Annotated in this window: 10 protein-coding genes and 1 tRNA gene; 7 read left to right on the top strand and 4 right to left on the bottom strand. The window is 70.5% G+C overall.

The features are described 5' to 3' along the window. Positions 1 to 840 precede the first annotated feature (840 nt). The 4 genes from proB to rplU all read right to left on the bottom strand — a co-directional run bounded on the left by proB (position 841) and on the right by rplU (position 4018). The gene (proB, locus tag OMP39_RS02385) at positions 841 to 1959 is read right to left on the bottom strand and encodes a glutamate 5-kinase (protein WP_264893214.1); all 1119 of its coding nucleotides are present in this window, start codon (positions 1957 to 1959) and stop codon (positions 841 to 843) included. Positions 1960 to 2009: 50 nt separating this feature from the next. Further along, complete coding sequence (gene cgtA, locus OMP39_RS02380; protein WP_264893213.1) at positions 2010 to 3203, bottom strand: Obg family GTPase CgtA; 1194 nt, start codon at positions 3201 to 3203, stop codon at positions 2010 to 2012. 210 nt (positions 3204 to 3413) lie between these two features. After that, positions 3414 to 3671 carry a 50S ribosomal protein L27 gene (rpmA, locus tag OMP39_RS02375; protein WP_264893212.1) on the bottom strand — a complete coding sequence of 86 codons (258 nt, stop codon included), beginning with the start codon at positions 3669 to 3671 and terminating at the stop codon, positions 3414 to 3416. A 35-nt stretch (positions 3672 to 3706) separates the two neighbouring features. Continuing rightward, positions 3707 to 4018, bottom strand: coding sequence for a 50S ribosomal protein L21 (gene rplU / locus OMP39_RS02370; protein ID WP_264893211.1), 312 nt, complete (start codon positions 4016 to 4018; stop codon positions 3707 to 3709). A 380-nt stretch (positions 4019 to 4398) separates the two neighbouring features. On the opposite strand from rplU, the gene ispB reads away from it, so the two are divergent. The 7 genes from ispB (at position 4399) to OMP39_RS02335 (ending at position 17831) form a co-directional block, all read left to right on the top strand. Beyond that, positions 4399 to 5385: an octaprenyl diphosphate synthase gene (gene ispB, locus OMP39_RS02365; RefSeq protein ID WP_264893210.1), complete on the top strand. Its 987-nt coding sequence runs from the start codon at positions 4399 to 4401 to the stop codon at positions 5383 to 5385. Positions 5386 to 5402: 17 nt separating this feature from the next. Continuing rightward, a tRNA-Pro gene (locus tag OMP39_RS02360) sits at positions 5403 to 5479 on the top strand. Positions 5480 to 5758: 279 nt separating this feature from the next. Beyond that, complete coding sequence (gene recC / locus OMP39_RS02355) at positions 5759 to 9166, top strand: exodeoxyribonuclease V subunit gamma (protein WP_264893209.1); 3408 nt, start codon at positions 5759 to 5761, stop codon at positions 9164 to 9166. Beyond that, positions 9163 to 12948, top strand: coding sequence for an exodeoxyribonuclease V subunit beta (gene recB / locus OMP39_RS02350; protein WP_264893208.1), 3786 nt, complete (start codon positions 9163 to 9165; stop codon positions 12946 to 12948). Before recC ends, recB begins: the two co-directional genes overlap by 4 nt. Further along, positions 12945 to 14783: an exodeoxyribonuclease V subunit alpha gene (gene recD, locus OMP39_RS02345; protein ID WP_264893207.1), complete on the top strand. Its 1839-nt coding sequence runs from the start codon at positions 12945 to 12947 to the stop codon at positions 14781 to 14783. Before recB ends, recD begins: the two co-directional genes overlap by 4 nt. Positions 14784 to 14980: 197 nt before the next feature. Beyond that, positions 14981 to 16696, top strand: coding sequence for a type IV-A pilus assembly ATPase PilB (gene pilB, locus OMP39_RS02340; protein WP_264893206.1), 1716 nt, complete (start codon positions 14981 to 14983; stop codon positions 16694 to 16696). Between the two features lie 40 nt (positions 16697 to 16736). Next, a complete protein-coding gene (locus tag OMP39_RS02335; protein WP_264893205.1) occupies positions 16737 to 17831 on the top strand; it encodes a type II secretion system F family protein in 1095 nt (364 codons plus the stop codon). Positions 17832 to 17833 lie beyond the last annotated feature (2 nt).

Below are 17833 nucleotides of genomic sequence, written 5' to 3'. Positions count from 1 at the left end.
GACGGTGCCAGCCCAGGGCGGTGGGGCGCGCAGGCGCAGGACATCAAGGAGGAGGCGGCGGCCACCGGCCGGCGCCGGGGGACAGTCCGGCGACTGCGTGCCCCGCCGCCCTGGGCTCGCTCGACCTCCGATCGACCCTCGGACGCCCTGCCGCCCGGACTCTCAGGCCCTGCGCGATGTGAGCCTGCGCCGCAACCTGGTGCTCTTTGAGCGGCCCTGTCAGCACGACGGTGCCAGCCCAGGGCGGTGGGGCGCGCAGGCGCCGGACATCAACGAGGAGGCGGCGGCCACCGGCCGGCGCCGGGGGACAGTCCGGCGACTGCGTGCCCCGCCGTCCTGGGCTCGCTCGACCTTCGATCGACCCTCGGACGCCCTGCCGCCCGGGCTCTCAGGCCCTGCGCGATGTGAGCCTGCACCGCAACCTGGTGCTCTTTGAGCGGCTCTGTCAGCACGACGGTGCCAGCCCAGGGCGGCGGGGCGCGCAGGCGCAGGACATCAAGGAGGCGGCGGCGGCCACCGGCCGGCGCCGGGGGACAGTCCGGCGACTGCGTGCCCCGCCGCCCTGGGCTCGCTCGACCTCCGATCGACCCTCGGACGCCCTGCCGCCCGGACTCTCAGGCCCTGCGCGATGTGAGCCTGCACCGCAACCTGGTGCTCGTTACACGAGCCGGGCCGTTGTGGCTTCGGCCGGCACATTCGCGCCTTCACATCGCTGCGCGATGTGAGCCTGCGCCGCAACCTGGTGCTCGTTACACGAGCCGGGCCGTTGTGGCTTCGGCCGGCGCATTCGCGCCTTCACATCGCTGCGCGATGTGAGCCTGCGCCGCAACCTGGTGCTCGTTACACGAGCACCAGGTTGTCCCGGTGGATCATTTCGGGTTCGCCGGTGAAGCCGAGCAGGCGCTCGAACTCGCTGGAGGGCTTGCGTGCGATGAGGCGGGCCTCGGCGCTGGAGTAGTTGGCCAGCCCGCGGGCGATCTCGGTCCCGTCTTTCGCGCGCACGGCGATCACGTCGCCACGGGCGAACTCGCCGACGACCTCCATCATGCCGATCGGCAGCAGGCTCTTGCCCTCGTGCCGCACCTTCGCGGCCGCACCCTCGTCAACGACCACCGCGCCGCGCAGCTGGAGGTGGTCGGCCATCCACTGCTTGCGCGCGGCGAGCTTGGGGGTCGTCGCGACCAGCAGCGTGCCGATCGACTCACCGGCGGCCAGCCGCAGCAGCACGTCCGGCTCGCGCCCCCAGGCGATGACGGTGGAGGCACCGCTGCTCGCGGCCCGCTTGGCCGCGAGCACCTTGGTGATCATGCCGCCCTTGCCGATCGCCGAGCCCGCGCCGCCGGCCATCCGTTCGAGCTCCGGGTCGCCCGCCTGCGCTTCATGGATGAAGCGCGCGCCCGGGTCCTTGCGCGGGTCGGCCGAGTACAGGCCCTTCTGGTCGGTGAGGATCACCAGCACGTCGGCCTCGACGAGGTTGGCGACGAGCGCGCCCAGCGTGTCGTTGTCGCCGAACTTGATCTCGTCGGTGACCACCGTGTCGTTCTCGTTGATCACCGGCACCACCTGGTGCGACAGCAACGTCAGCAGCGTCGAGCGGGCATTGAGGTAGCGCTCGCGGTCGGCCAAGTCGGCGTGCGTGAGCAGCACCTGCGCGCTGCGCAGGCCTTGCTCGCGCAACTGCGTCTCGTACATCTGCGCCAGGCCCATCTGCCCGACCGCGGCAGCGGCCTGCAGCTCGTGGATCTCCTTGGGACGCACGCTCCAGCCCAGGCGCTTCATCCCTTCGGCGATCGCGCCGCTGGACACCATCACCACCTCGCGCCCCTGCGCGGCCAGCCCGGCGAGCTGGCGGCTCCAGTGGGCGATGGCCTCGGCGTCCAGGCCGCGGCCCTCGTTGGTCACCAGGCTGGAACCCACCTTCACGACGATACGGCGGGCGGTCTTGAGGACGTCACTCATGGCAGCAAGGAAGGAGCGGTCGGAAGGAGCAGTCGGGCAAGGAAGATCGATCAACGAAAGCGCGGGTCGTCGGCCTCGGGGCGCGCCGGCGCAGCCTGCGGCTCGTGGTCGAAGCGCGGGTCGGGCTCCTTGGCCTCGGGCTCGCGCAGCGACTCCAGGTACTGGTGGATCGCCTGCACCAGCGGCTCGCAGCCCTCGCGCGTGAGGGCCGAGATCTGGTAGACCGGCCCTTTCCACTTGAAGCGTTTGACGAAGTCCTTGACGCGCTGCGCTCGCTCCTCGACCGGGACCATGTCCAGCTTGTTGAGCACCAGCCAGCGCGGCTTGTCGGCGAGCCTGCTGCCTCGCCCCACGCCTCGCGCATCATCGGCACCGCTCGGCCCGCCGGCTTCGTCGCCCCCGGCGGCCTGCGCCGCGGCTTCCATGGCCTCGTCGTACTTTTTCAGCTCGGCAACGATGGCCTGCGCCTGCGCGACCGGGTCCACACTCTCGTCGAAGGGCGCGAGGTCCACCAAATGCAACAAGAGCCGCGTGCGCTGAAGGTGCCGCAGGAACTGGTGCCCGAGGCCCGCCCCTTCGGCCGCGCCCTCGATGAGGCCCGGCACGTCGGCGATCACGAAGCTCTGCCCCGGCCCGACGCGCACGACGCCGAGATTCGGATGCAATGTCGTGAACGGATAGTCGGCGATCTTGGGCCGCGCGTTCGAGACCGCCGCGATGAACGTCGACTTGCCCGCGTTCGGCATGCCCAACAGGCCCACGTCCGCGAGCACGCGCAGCTCCAGCTTGAGGCGCCGCTGCTCGCCGGGCCATCCCTTGGTGCTTTGCCTCGGCGCGCGGTTGGTGCTGGACTTGTAGTGCAGGTTGCCGAAGCCCCCGTCGCCGCCCTTGGCCAGCATCACGCGCTGGCCGGGCACGAGCAGTTCGGCCACCACCTCGCCGGTGTCGACATCGGTGATGATCGTGCCCACCGGCATGCGCAGCTCGACGTCCTCGCCCGCTGCGCCGAATTGGTCCGAGCCGCGGCCGTGCTCGCCGTTGCGCGCCTCGTGGCGCCGCGCGTAGCGGTAGTCCACCAGGGTGTTCAGGTTGCGGTCGGCGATCGCCCAGACGTGACCGCCCCGGCCGCCGTCGCCCCCGTTGGGGCCGCCGAACGGGATGTACTTCTCACGGCGAAAGCTCACGCAACCGTTGCCCCCGTTGCCGGCGGCGACGTCGATGTACGCCTCGTCTACGAACTTCATGATGGTGATGTGCGGCAACGGCGCCGCGGGCCTTCAACAGGCCCCGGGGCGACCGTCAGCAGGCCCTGCGAAAGGCCCGGGTCTCGTCGAGACGGCATCGTACTGCACCGACGCCGGCGCAGCCGACGGGTTCAAACGACAAAGCCCCGGCAACCGGGGCTTTGTCTGAAGCGGCGAAACGACGCCTTGGGGGCATCGTGCAGCCGCGGGTCACACCGGGGTGACGCTGACGACCTTGCGGTTGTGCGGGCCCTTCACGTCGAAGGACACCTCGCCGTCCACGAGCGCGAACAGCGTGTGGTCGCGGCCGCAGCCGACGTTGGTGCCCGCATGGAAACGGGTGCCGCGCTGGCGCACGATGATCGAGCCGGCCGGAACGACTTGGCCGCCGAACACCTTCACACCCAGCATCTTCGGTTGAGAGTCGCGGCCGTTCCGGGTGGAACCGCCGCCCTTTTTCTGTGCCATGGTCTATAGCTCCTTGAACTCAGCTGCGACGTCGATCAGGCGTTGACCGCGCTGATCTGCAGTTCGGTGTAGGTCTGGCGATGACCTTGGCGCTTCTGGTAGTGCTTGCGACGACGCAGCTTGAAGATGCGCACCTTGTCGTGCTTGCCATGGGCCACGACGGTGGCCTTCACGCTCGCGCCAGCAACCAAGGGCGTGCCGACCTTGAGTTCCGCGCCGTTACCCACGGCGAGCACCTGGTCGATCACGATCTCTTGGCCGACTTCCGCAGCAATCTGTTCTACCTTGATCTTTTCGCCGGCAGCCACTTTGTACTGCTTGCCGCCGGTTTTTATGACCGCGTACATATCAGCCCCTCGCAGGCGTTGAGCCTGCATCCAACATGGGCCGTGCGACCGAACCCGAGCGCAACGCCCGGATGCGGCCTCCCCGGCCCGACCCTGCCCCCGGCGCGGCCGCCAAGACCCGGCACCGGAGGACCGGCCGAGCCGTCGGCATGCGCCCGCAAAGCAACCTTGCCTGGCGCGCCACGGCAACTCTGAGCCGCCATGACACACCCCCGGCCCCCAAAGGCCGAGCCTGAAAGTATAGCACGGGGGGCCCTGCCGGCCCCGACCTCCCACCGAGGCGCACCCTCCGGAATGAACAGAAAGGGCGGCGGCCGGCGCCGGCCGGCCGGAAATCCGAGGGTCCTCCCTATAATTTCACGACTTGCTGAAGGGCTTCCGTGTCTCTCGCTTCCCCCGTCTCTTCCGCTTCTGCGCTGGCCGTCATCGCGCCTGACATGGCCGAGGTCGACACCGTCATCCGTGAACGGCTGGCATCCGAGGTGGTCCTCATCAACCAGATCTCGCACTACATCGTGAGCGCCGGCGGCAAGCGCATCCGGCCGATGCTGGTGCTGCTGTTCTCGCGCGCGCTCGGCTTCGAGGGCCGCGAGCAGCACGAGTTGGCGGCCGTGGTGGAGTTCATCCACACCGCGACGCTGCTGCACGACGACGTCGTCGACGAATCGGACCTGCGGCGCGGCCGCCAGACGGCCAATGCCTTGTTCGGCAACGCGGCGAGCGTGCTGGTCGGCGACTTCCTCTATTCGCGCGCCTTCCAGATGATGGTGTCCGTCGACCGCATGCGCGTGCTGCAAGTGCTCGCCGATGCGACCAACACCATCGCCGAAGGCGAGGTGCTGCAGCTGATGAACATGCACGACCCGGACATCGACATTCCGGCGTACCTCAAGGTCATCCGCTACAAGACGGCCAAGCTGTTCGAGGCGAGCGCCCAGCTCGGCGCAGTGCTCGCCGGCGCACCCAGCGAGGTGGAGGAGCGTTGCGCGGAATACGGGCGCTCGCTGGGCACCGCCTTCCAGCTCATCGACGACCTGCTCGACTACGAAGGCAACACGGCCGAACTGGGCAAGAATGTCGGCGACGACCTGCGCGAAGGCAAACCGACGATGCCCCTGCTCGTCGCCATGCAGCGCGGCGACGACGACGAGCGCCGCTTCGTGCGCGAAGCCATCGAGCAGGGCTCGGTCGAGCGGCTGCCGCAGATCATCGAGATCGTGCGCAAGACCGGGGCGCTGGAAGCCACGCGCGAGGCCGCACGGGTCGAGGCCGATCGCGCACGCCGCGCACTCGAGGTGCTACCCCTTTCGCCTTATCGAGAAGCTCTGCTAGAATTATGTGTTCGATCGGTTGATCGCTCGTCTTGAGCGTGGCCGGTTCATCACGGGGTGTAGCTTAGCCTGGTAGAGCGCTACGTTCGGGACGTAGAGGCCGGAGGTTCGAATCCTCTCACCCCGACCAGAATGCCTTGTCCCTGAAGGACACCTGAAGCCCCGAACGTCGGGGCTTCGTCGTTGGTGCCCGTCGCTCGTTTCCTCGCCTGTCTCGTCTCCCATCGGCTGGTGGCAGCGCTCGGTGGCCGGCACGGCGCGTTCGTGAACGGGCGCGGCGATCCCGTGGAAGTCGCCCCTCTCCTGTGCGCGCGTGCGGGCCCACACGACGCTTTCGTGTGACCCGTCCTGCTGCCTGTGCAAGCGTCTGCCGCATTTCGCCCATGCCTCTGCGAAACTTCGGGCACCGATGCTTCACATCCACTTTTCGAACCGCTTCGAGGTGCTGGCCGAGCAGCTGCTGTCGCGGCTCACTCTGGAGCCGGCCGCGCCCTTGCAGGCCCAGCACGTCATCGTGCCCAGTGCCGCGGTGCGCCGGCGGCTTGCATTGCTGCACGCCGATCGACACGGCGTGTGCGCCCAGGTGCGCTTCGACTACCTGGCGCGCTGGCTGTGGGAGCACCTGCGCGGGCTGGCGGGCGGTGTGCGCGGGCCCTGGCCCTTCGAGTCGGGTGCGCTCAAGTGGGCGGTTTACGAAGAACTGCAGGACGGCGGCTGGACGGACGAGCATCCCCGCCTGGCCGGCTTCCTCGCCGCGGGTGACGAACGCATGCGCTTCGAGTTGGCCGAGCAGGTCGCCTCGGTGCTCGACCAGTATCTGACCTATCGGCCCGAGTGGCTCGACGCCTGGGCACGGGGAGAACCGGGCTACGAGCCCGCGGACGCGCAGGCGCGCGAGGACCGCGACTGGCAAGCCGCCCTGTGGCGGCGTCTCAGCGAAAGACTGGAGACCGGCGGGGCGCATCCGGCGCTGCACTTCGTCGAGGCGCTGGCCTCGGCGGCACCGGGCGCGCTGGGGGCAAGGCTCCCGCCGAGCCTGCACGTGTTCGCGCTGCCCACCATCCCGCCCTTGCACGTGCGGCTGCTGTCTCTGCTCGGCCGTCACGCGCAGGTGCACGTCTATGCGCTGAACCCTTGCGAGGAGTACTGGTTCGATGTGGTCGACCCCCGGCGCCTGGCCTACCTGGCCGCCCGCGGCCGGGCAGAGCACCTCGAAGTGGGGCACTCGCTCCTCGCGCGGTGGGGCCGGCAGGCGCAGTCGCTGTTGGCGCTCCTGGTCGATGCGGCAGGCGAGCAGGCGGTGGACGATGCGCAGTTCGTCGAGCCCAAGGGCGCGACGCTGCTCGAGCGTTGGCAGGCGGGCATCCTTCGGCTGACCGAGCCTGCGCCGGGCTCCCTCGTGCTCGACCCTGCGGACCGCAGCATCGAAGTGCACGTGTGCCACTCGCGGATGCGCGAGCTGGAGGTGCTGCACGACCGGCTGTTGGGCCTGTTCGCGCAGGACCCGTCCCTCGCCCCCGGCGACGTGCTGGTGGCCACGCCCGATCTGGAGTCGGTCGCGCCGCTCGTCGACGCCGTGTTCGGCACGGCGCCGCGCGAGCGCTACATCCCCTACTCCATCACCGGCCGGGGCGATGCCCGGGTGCGCACCGTGGTCAAGGTCCTGCTCGATACGCTGGAGCTGGTGGACTCGCGCTTTGCTGTCAGTGCGGTGTATGGGCTCTTGCAGCAGGCGCCCGTGGCCCGGCGCTTCGGGCTCGATCCGTCGGCATTGGAGGCCGTGCACGCGTGGCTCAAGGACGCGGCCGTGCACTGGGCGCTGGATGCAGACCATCGCGCCGGGATGGGACTGCCCGCCCGCGAGCGCCACACGTGGGCGGACGGCTTGGAACGGCTGGTGCTCGGACATGCCTTGCCCGATGGATGGCAGCAGCCCTTTCTCGGCAAGTTGCCCGCGCTGGGCGTCGAGGGCGGCGAGGCGAGCGCGCTGGGCGGCCTCTGGGCGTATGTGCGCGCGCTGGCGACACTGCGAGAACGCCTCGCCCAGCCTTGGCCCGCAAGAGCGTGGCCGCAGCTCTTGGCCGACGTGCTGGCGGCCCTGGTGGCCGCAGCCGACGACGAACTCGACGACTTGCGCGAAGTGCACCAGGCCATCGACGCGCTCGCTGCCCAGTGGCACGCAGCCGGCACCGACGACTCCCGGCCGCTGCCGCTCGCCGTGGTGCGCGAGGCGCTGGCCGACGTGCTGGAAGACGCCGCGCGCGGGGGCGTGCCGACGGGCGCCGTGACCTTCACGAGCATGCACAGCCTGCGGCAGCTGCCGTACCGCGTCGTGTGCATCGTCGGGATGGACGATGGGGCCTACCCCTCCTCGGGGCGGCCGCCGGAGTTCGACCTCGTCGCCCTGGCCCCTCGCGCTGGAGACCGGCAGCGCGCACTCGACGAACGCAACGTCTTTCTCGACCTGCTGCTCGCCGCGCGCGACGTCGTGCACCTGAGCCACGTGGGCCGCAGCGTGCGCGACAACGCGCCCTTGCCCCCGTCGGTGCTGGTGTCGGAGCTGCTGGACCTCCTCGTCGCCGCGATCGCGCCCGCACCGACCGACCCGGCTTCGCTGGCCCAGGCGCGCCGCCGCCTGGTGGTCGAGCATCCGCTGCAACCGTTCTCGATCGCGGCCTTCCGCACCGACGCCGACCCTCGCACCCGCAGCCACCGCGCCGAGTACGCCGACGCCTTGCGGCGGCTGGCACAGCATACGCGCGCACCCACCGCCGAAGAGGCCGCGCCCAGCGACGCCGGAGTCGAAGTCTTCGGCGACTTGGCCGACGAGGACGCGGCCGACGATGCTGTGGGCGCAGTGACGGGCGGGGCCGCGCCCGCCTTCTTCACGGCGCGGCTGCCCGAGCCCGAGCCGCCATGGCGAGAGGTGGCCCTCGCGGACCTGGTGCGCTTCTTCCGTCACCCGTGCCGCTATCTGCTGGAACGGCGCCTGGGCCTCGTGTTGCCAGAGGCGCCGGACGAACTCGACGACGACGAGCCCTTCGTGCCGAAGCGGCCGATGCAGTGGGCGCTGGCCGACCGGCTGCTGCCGCCGTTGCTCGCCGGCGAGTCGCCGGATCGCGTGCGGGCCTGGGCCGAGGCCGGCACCGACCTGCCCGCCGGCGCCCCGGGGACGCGGTGGCTCGAACGCGAGCTGCGCGAGCTCTTCGCGTTCGCCGAGCGGCTCAGGCCCTGGCAGGTCGGCCCGCTCCTCGAGCCCCACGCCTTCCGCATCCCGGTGCCGCTGTGCGGCTCCGAGACCTGGACCCTGCACGGCGCCCACACCCCTTTGCGGGCCCAGGGGCTCGTCCGGTGGCGCTACGGCGAACGTCAGCCGAGCGATCTTCTGGCCGCATGGATCGCGCACCTCGCGCTCTGTGCGGACCCGCCGCCCGGCGTGGAGCCGAAGACGCACCTGCTCACGCTCGACGTCCACGCCTGCTTTCGGCGGTGCGAACGGCCGATGGACCACTTGCGTGACTTGCTGGAGCTGTACCGCCAGGGGCTGTGCGAGCCGCTCTACTTCTTCCCCCGCACGGCCTGGGCGGTCGTCGAGCACGACGAGAACCCGCACAAGGCGGCTCAGGTGTGGCTGCCGCAACAGGATCGTCGGGGCGAGTCGCAGGATGCCGCCTTGCGGCTGGCCCTGCGCGGGCGCCCCGACCCCCTCGAAGGCCCGGGCTGGGAGGCCCTGCTGAACGCCGCGCGTCGCGTATACGGTCCGTTGCGCGCCCACCTGAGCGAGACGCAGCCGACGCAGGTGCAGGAGGAGGCATGAACCCGCAGCGAGACCTCTTCACCGAGACGACCGAGACGAACGAGACGACCGAACCCATCGAAGCGCGCGACACCATGCCGGCAACGACGCCAGCGGCCGAACGCGAAGACGCCCTGCGCCCGCTCGACGTCTTCCACTGCCCGCTCGACGGACTGCGATTGATCGAGGCCTCGGCCGGCACCGGCAAGACCTGGAACATCTGCGGCTTGTACCTGAGGCTGCTGCTGGAACGAGGGCTCGACGTCTCGCAAGTGCTCGTCGTCACCTTCACCAACGCCGCCACGGCCGAGCTGCGGGAGCGCATCCGCCAGCGTCTGCTGGACACCTGGCTGCACGTGCAGGGCCGTGGCCCGGCCACGGCCGACACCTTCGTGCCGCGGCTGCTCGACGCGCTGCGCGGTCGAGGGCTGCCCGACGAGGTGCTCGCCAAGAGGCTGCAATGGGCCCTGGCGGGATTCGACGAGGCGGCGATCTTCACGATCCACGGCTTTTGTCAGCGGGCACTGGCCGACACGCCCTTCACGGCGCGCGTGCCGATGCGCGCCGAGCTGCTCCAGGACGACCGCGAGTTGCTGCTCGAAGCCGTGCAGGACTTCTGGCGGCTGCGCGTCGAAGACCTGCCACCCGCGCTCGCGGCCTACCTGCTCACCCGCGGGGACAGCCCGGCGCGCTGGGCCGCACTGCTCAAGCGTCACCTCGCCAAGCCGCTGGCCGAGGTGCGCTGGCCCGAGGGCCTGGAAGAAGCGCAGGAGCTCGACGTGGCCGAGCTGGAGCGCACGCATGCCGTCGCTCGCCAGGCCTGGGGCGCGGCTCGCGAGGAGGTGGTCCGCCTGCTCGAGGCGGCCCGCCCGCGGCTGCATGCGACGCACTACAAGCCGCAGGCCCTCGCGCGGGCCATTGCCTCTTGGGACGGCTGGATGGCGTGCGAAAGCGCGACCGCCGGGTTGGACGAGGACTTTCCCAAGCTCGAGCTGCTGACCGCGGCGAAGCTGAGGGCCTGCACCAAGGCCCGGCAGACGACGCCGGAGCACCCCTTCTTCGACGTGGCCGAGGCCGCCCATGGGGCGCTGGTGCGCGCCGAGTCGGCGCTCGCCTACGCGCGAGTCGCCCTGCTGCGGGAGATGATCGGTCATTGCACCGAGACCCTGAAGGCGCTCAAGCGCAGACGACGCGTGATCGCGTTCGACGACATGCTCTCCAACCTGCATGCGCGGCTGCACGGCCCCGACGGGCCGGTCCTCGCCTCGACGCTGCGGGCACGCTTTCCGGCTGCGCTGATCGACGAGTTCCAGGACACCGACCCGCTGCAGTTCGCCATCTTCCACAGGCTCTATGCCACGCCGCAGCGTCCGCCGCTCTTTCTCGTCGGCGACCCGAAGCAGGCGATCTACCGCTTCCGCAACGCCGACCTGCACACCTACCTCGCGGCCCGGCGGCACGCGGACGCGCAGTACACGCTCGAGGCCAACCAACGGTCGAGCGGGCCGCTCGTGCGCGCGCTCAACGCGCTGTTCGGTGAGAATCCGCGCCTCTTCATGCTCGAGGGGCTGCGCTACCACCCGGTGACCGTGGGCGACAAGCCGCGCCCGGCCCTTCACGATGGCGGGCCGGCACGTGCGCCGTTGCAGGTGTGGTGGCTGCCGCACCAGGAAGACGGCAGCCTGCTCGAATGGCGCGCCGCGGAACGGCTCGTGACGCAGCGCGTCGCGGCCGAGATTGCGCGCCTTCTCGCCAGTGCCCGCCGCGGCGAGGTGCGCATCGGCGAAAGGCCGCTCGGCGCGGGCGACATCGCCGTGCTGGTGCGCTCGCACGCCGAAGGCAGCCGCATGCGCCGGGCGCTGGCCGCGCTGGGCGTGGGCAGCGTGGAGCTCTCGCAGTCCAGCGTGTTCGCCAGCGCCGAGGCGGAGGAGCTCGATGCCCTGCTCGGGGCGATGCTCGAGCCGGGACGCGAAGGCCGGCTCAAGGCGGCGCTCGCCACCACCCTGATGGGCCGCGACGCCGGTGCACTCGACGCGCTGGCGAACGACGAGGAGGCGATGATCGAGCAGGTGCAGCGCTTCGAGGACTACCGGCGCGCCTGGTTGGCACGCGGGGTCGGGCCGATGCTGCGCGAATGGATGGCCCGCGAAGGCGTGGCCGAACGGCTGCTCGGCTGCCCCGACGGCGAGCGCCGCATGACCAACCTGCTGCACCTCATCGAATGCCTGCAGCAGGCGAGCAGCCAACACCCGAACCCCGATGCGCTGCTGCGCTGGCTGCAGGTGCAGCGCCACGACCCCCGCCCGGACGAGGCCACGCAGCTGCGGCTGGAGTCGGACCGGCACCTGGTGCAGATCGTCACGATCCACCGCTCCAAGGGCCTGGAGTACGGCATCGTGTTCTGCCCCTTCCTCTGGAGGTCCCGCCGCGCGCCCTCCGCCTCGGGCGACGCTGTCGAGTACCACGAGCAGGGCCGCACCGTCATCGACTACCGCAAGGACCTGGACCCGGCCTTCGACGATCAGGCCATCCGGCGCATCCAGCGGCTGGAAGACGCCTCCGAGTTCCTGCGCCTGCTGTATGTGGCGCTCACGCGCGCCGTGCACCGATGCGTGCTGGTGGCAGGCTGCTACCTGGCACACAGCGGGCCAGCCCTGAAGCCCACCGAGAGCGCGCGCGGCCTGCTCAACTGGGTGGTGGCCGGCGCCGGCCTCAGCCCTGAGGAATGGATGGACGGCGAGCGCGAGATCGGCTCCATCCGCACCGACTGGGAGGAGTGGGCGCGCCGGGCCGCGCCGCATGTCAGCTTCGAGGTGCTGCCTGCCATCACGGCCGAGCCCCTGCCAGCGGAGGCCGCCGAACCGGCCGCGATCGCGGCGCTGCCTGCGCCGGGGCACCTGCCCTCGCCGTGGTGGATCGGCAGCTACAGCGCGCTCGTGCACGGCGCAGCGCACGAGGCAGCGGCGCTCGAGCGCGACCAGCGCACCGCCGACGACGAGGGCGTGGACGCCGCCAGCGAGCCGGCCGTCGAACTCGACGAGGACGACCCGCTGCGCTTTCCCCGCGGTGCGGCCGCCGGGGAGTGCATGCACACCGTCTTCGAGCTCGCCGACTTCGCGGACCGCGGCACCTGGGCGAGCGCCATCGCCACCGGCTTGCGCCGCCTGCGCGGTGCCGAGCCCCACGGCGAAGAACCCGCTGCCGCCGCGCAGACGCGCATGCTCGAGCGACTGCTCGCCCAGGTGTTGCACAGCGAGTTGCCGCTCGGCCCACGTGCGCTGCGGCTGGCGGACCTGTCGGCCGGCTCCCGCGTGCACGAGATGGAGTTCTATCTGCCTGCGCCACGCCTGGAGCCGGCTCGCCTGCAACGCCGGCTGCAGGCGGCCGGCTATGCGGTGCCGGCCCTGAGCGCGCATGCCTTGCAGGGCTACCTGCGCGGCTTCATCGACATGGTGTTCGAACACGAGGGGCGCTACTACGTGCTCGACTGGAAATCCAACCACCTGGGCGAGTCGCCCTCCGCCTACGGGCGCGACCGCCTGGCCGCCGTGATGGCTCGCGAGGGCTACCACCTGCAGGCCCTGCTGTACCTGGTGGCGCTGCACCGTCACCTCGCGCTGCGCCTGCCCGGCTACGACGCGCAGCAGCATCTGGGCGGCGCGGTGTACCTCTTCGTGCGCGGTGTGCGGCCCGACTGGCGCGACGCCGAGGGTCGCCCCGCCGGCGTGTACCTCGACCGGCCCGACGCCGCGCTGATCGAAGACCTGTCGCGGCTGCTGGACGCAGACGGAGGGCCGGCATGAAGCGCCGCGCGCTGGCGCTGCCCGACGCCTCCGCCCGCTGGGCCGACGCCTTCGCGGCGCAGGTGGAGGCCTGGTCGCTCGCAGCAGGTGCGCCGCCCGCGCACGCGCAACTCGCACGGCGGGCCGCCCGGGCCCTGCTGCTCGCGATGCAAGAGGGCCACGTGTGCCTGCCGCTCGGCACGCTGGTCGACGCCGAGCCCGGGCTCGCCCGCGCCAGCCTGCTGCGCAGCGGCGTCGTGGGCACGCCGCGAGATCCCGGGTCGATGCCCCTCATCCTCGACGACGAGGGTCGCCTCTACCTGCATCGCTACTTCGACTACGAGCGCCGGCTGGCACGCCGCCTGGTCGACGCCGCCCGCCCCGCCGAGCCGCCTTCGCCCGCCGCGCTGCAGTGGCTGCGCGCAGCCTTCGTCCCGCCCCCCGGCGCCGCCTCGCCGCAGGTCGACTGGCAGCAGCTGGCTGCCGCCCTGGCGTTGCGACAGCGGCTGGCCGTCATCAGCGGCGGACCGGGCACTGGCAAGACGACCACGGTCGTCCAGCTGCTGGCCTGCCTGATCGTGCAGCGCCCGGATTGCCGCATCGCCCTGGCGGCACCCACCGGCAAGGCCGCCGCGCGGCTGGTGGAAGCCCTGCGGTCGCGCGCCGCCGGGCTGCCGGCCCACATCCGCGAGCGCCTGCCTGCGCAGGCCTCCACCGTGCACCGCCTGCTCGGCATGCGCGGCGACGGCCGCTTCGTGCACGGGCCCGAGCGGCCGCTGCCCATCGACGCGCTGGTGCTCGACGAGGCCTCGATGCTCGACCTCGCCCTGGCCACCCGGCTGCTCGAGGCCGTGCCCGCCCACGCGCGCATCGTGTTGCTGGGCGACAAGGACCAGCTCGCCGCCGTCGAAGCGGGTGCGGTGTTCGCCGAGCTGAGCGCCGATCCATCCCTCGGCGACGCCTGCCGGGCCGATCTCGCGGCGTGGTGCGGTCTGCCGGCGGGTGCCGTCACGGTTCCCGCACCCGCCGCGCGCGGGGCGCTCGCCGACACCACGGTGTGGTTCACCCGCAACTTCCGCTTCTCGGCCGAGGGCGGCATCGGCCGCCTGGCCGCCGAGGTGAACGCGGGCCGCGCCGACGAGGCCCTGGCTTGGCTGCGCGAAGGCCGCGACCCGGCGGTGCGCTGGGTCGAGGACGGCGGCGCCGAGCTCGCCCCCGACACCTGGGCCCAGTTGCTGCAAGGCTACGGCGCGTACCTGGAGGCGTTGCGCCGCGCCCCCCGCGACGTCGCCTCGGTCACCGCCGCCTTCGGGCGCTTCCGGGTGCTGGCCGCGCTGCGTGCCGGCGCGCGCGGCGTGGAGCAGCTCAACGCCCGCATCGAGGCCGAGCTGCGCCGCCTTCTGGGTGCCGCAGCCGCGCAGACGGACCCGCGCTCGCCATGGTGGGTCGGCCGGGCGGTGATGGTGCAGCGCAACGACCCGGTGATGCGGCTTTACAACGGCGATGTCGGCATCGCGCTGCCGGGGGCCGACGGCGCGTTGTCCGTGCACTTCCCCCAGCCCGACGGCAGCTTCCGGGCGGTCGCGCCGGTGCGGCTGCCCCCGCACGAGACGGCCTTCGCGATGACCGTGCACAAGTCGCAGGGCTCGGAGTTCGAGAGCGTGTTCGTCGTGCTCCCCTCGCAGCCCGGACGCCTGCTGACGCGCGAGTTGCTCTACACCGCGATCACCCGCGCTCGCGAGCGCGCGGTCCTGGCTTCACCCGCCGGCGTGCTGGCCGCCGCCATCGCCTCGCCCACACGGCGCGACTCCGGGCTCCAAGCCCGCCTGCGGGAGGCGGCGAGCCCCGCCGGCTAGGACTTACACCGATTCGGGCCCGGTAGCAGAAGATTTCACGATACAAGGCGTTTCAGAGCGCAAAGTTGCGGTTTTTGCACGCCGGGCGATGACTTACCGAGGTTTACAGTCCCCTGTCGATAAGCGATCATTCGCCCGCCATGGGGCGCCGGGGCGACCCTGCGTCCTCGCACCCCGTTGCACGCATCACTCCCTGCATGGACACACTCGCTGAGGCTCCCCAAAGTACCCTGACCGGGGTGGCGCGGGTACTGGTCAACGCGGGCAAGCTGAACGCCCGCACCGCCGAAGAGCTCGCCAAGACCGCGCAGGACAAGCGCATCAGCTTCATCTCTGCCGTCATCGCGGCCGGCGCGGTCTCGGCCAGCGACTTGGCCCACGCCCTTTCGCACGCGTTCTCGCTCCCGCTGGTCGATCTCAATGCGATCGACCTGCAGCGGCTGCCCCGGGGCGTCGTCGACAACAAGCTGGCCGCGCAGTACCAGGTGGTGGTGCTCGGCAAACGCGGCAGCCGGCTGTTCGTCGGCGGGGCCGACCCCACCAACCAGGAAGCGCTGGAGCGCATCAAGTTCGCCACCCAGCTCACGCCCGAATGGATCATCGTCGAGCACGACAAGCTCACCAAGCTGCTCGAGACGATGGGCACGAGCGCGGCGGAGGCCCTCGAGAGCATCGCCGGCGGGGACTTCGAGTTCGACGTCTCCGAGGAGGACGCCACCCAGGAAGCGGCCGACGTCTCCACCGACGTCGAAGACGCCCCGGTGGTGCGCTTCCTGCAGAAGATGCTGATCGACGCGATCAACATGCGCGCGTCCGACCTGCACTTCGAGCCCTACGAATACAACTACCGGGTGCGCTTCCGCATCGACGGCGAACTGCGCGAGATCGCCCAGCCGCCGATCGCCATCAAGGACAAGCTCGCCTCGCGCATCAAGGTCATCTCCAAGCTCGACATCGCCGAAAAGCGCGTGCCGCAAGACGGCCGCATGAAGCTGAAGTTCGGCAGCAAGGCGATCGACTTCCGCGTCAGCACGCTGCCCACGCTGTTCGGCGAGAAGATCGTCATCCGTATCCTGGACCCGTCGTCGGCCAAGCTCGGCATCGACGCGCTGGGCTACGAGAAGGAGGAAAAAGAGCGCCTGCTGCGCGCCATCGAGCGGCCGTACGGGATGATCCTGGTCACCGGCCCCACCGGCAGCGGCAAGACGGTCTCGCTCTACACCTGCCTGAACCTGCTCAACAAGCCGGGCGTCAACATCTCCACCGTCGAAGATCCGGCGGAAATCAACCTGCCCGGCATCAACCAGGTCAACGTCAACGACAAGGCGGGTCTGACCTTCGCCGCCGCGCTCAAGGCCTTTCTGCGACAGGACCCGGACATCATCATGGTCGGTGAGATCCGCGACCTGGAGACGGCCGACATCGCGATCAAGGCGGCGCAGACGGGTCACCTGGTGATGTCCACGCTGCACACCAACGACGCGCCGACGACGCTCACGCGGCTGCGCAACATGGGCGTCGCACCGTTCAACATCGCGTCCAGCGTGATCCTCATCACCGCCCAGCGCCTGGCGCGCCGCCTGTGCGAGAACTGCAAGACGCCCGCGGTGTACCCGCGCGAGGCCCTGCTGCGCGCGGGCTTCAAGGAAGAGGATCTGGACGGCAGCTGGAAGCCGTACCGCGCCGTGGGCTGCTCCAGCTGCAACAATGGCTACAAGGGCCGCGTCGGCATCTACCAGGTCATGCCCATCTCGGAGGAGATCCAACGCATCATCCTGGCCGACGGCAGCGCGATGGACATCGCGGCGCAGGCCCAGAAGGAGGGCGTGCGGGACTTGCGACAGGCGGGCCTGCACAAGGTCAAGCTCGGCGTCACCTCGCTCGAGGAAGTCATCTCGGTCACGAACGAATAAGCACGAGCGAACTTTGGGGGCGGACGGCCCCGGAGGCACTATGGCAACGGCTGCTGCGGCAAAGAAGGTTCAGGATTTCGTATTCGAGTGGGAGGGCAAGGACCGCAACGGCAAACCGGTGCGCGGCGAGATGCGCGCCGGCGGCGAAGCCATGGTCAGCGCCAGCCTGCGTCGCCAGGGCGTCCTGGTCACCAAGGTGAAGAAGCGTCGCCTGAGCGGCGGCAAGAAGATCACCCAGAAGGACATCGCCGTCTTCACCCGCCAGCTCGCGACGATGATGCGCGCCGGCGTGCCCCTGCTGCAGGCCTTCGACATCGTGGGCCGCGGAGCCTCCAACCCGCGCCTGACGCGCCTGCTCAACGACATCCGCAGCGACGTCGAGACGGGCACGAGTCTTTCGGCCGCCTTCCGCAAGCATCCGCTCCACTTCGACGCGCTCTACTGCAACCTGGTGGAGGCCGGCGAGGCGGGCGGCATTCTCGAGACGCTGCTCGACCGGCTGGCCCAGTACCAGGAAAAGACACTCGAGATCAAGCGCAAGATCAAGTCCGCGCTGATCTACCCGGTCGCGGTGCTGGTGGTGGCCTTCGTCGTGGTCGCGATCATCATGATCTTCGTGATCCCCGCGTTCAAGGACATCTTCACCTCGTTCGGTGCCGACCTGCCCGCGCCCACGCTGCTCGTGATCGCGATGTCCGAGTTCTTCGGCCCGCTGGTGCACAAGGCCGCGGTGGCGCGCTGGACGCGCACGCTGGCCACGATGTTTTCCGCCGGCGTGCCGCTCGTCGAGGCGCTCGACTCGGTCGGCGGTGCGTCGGGCAACGCGGTCTTCCTCGAAGCCACGGAGAAGATCCAGAAGGACGTGGCCACCGGCTCCAGCCTGACCATGTCGATGCAGCAGACCGGCGTCTTCCCGACCATGGTGCTGCAGATGTGCGCCATCGGCGAGGAGTCCGGCTCGATCGACCACATGCTCAACAAGGCGGCCGAGTTCTACGAGGCCGAGGTGGACGAGGCGGTCAAGGGCCTGTCGAGCCTCATGGAGCCCATCATCATCGTCGTGCTGGGCACGCTCATCGGCGGCATCGTCGTGGCGATGTACCTGCCCATCTTCAAGCTCGGCCAGGTGGTCTGACG

This window comes from Schlegelella aquatica (genome assembly GCF_026013905.1).
Taxonomy (GTDB): Bacteria; Pseudomonadota; Gammaproteobacteria; order Burkholderiales; family Burkholderiaceae_C; genus Caldimonas; species Caldimonas aquatica.
Note: the sequence above shows the minus strand (reverse complement) of the source record. Positions and strands in the feature narration are given on the sequence as shown.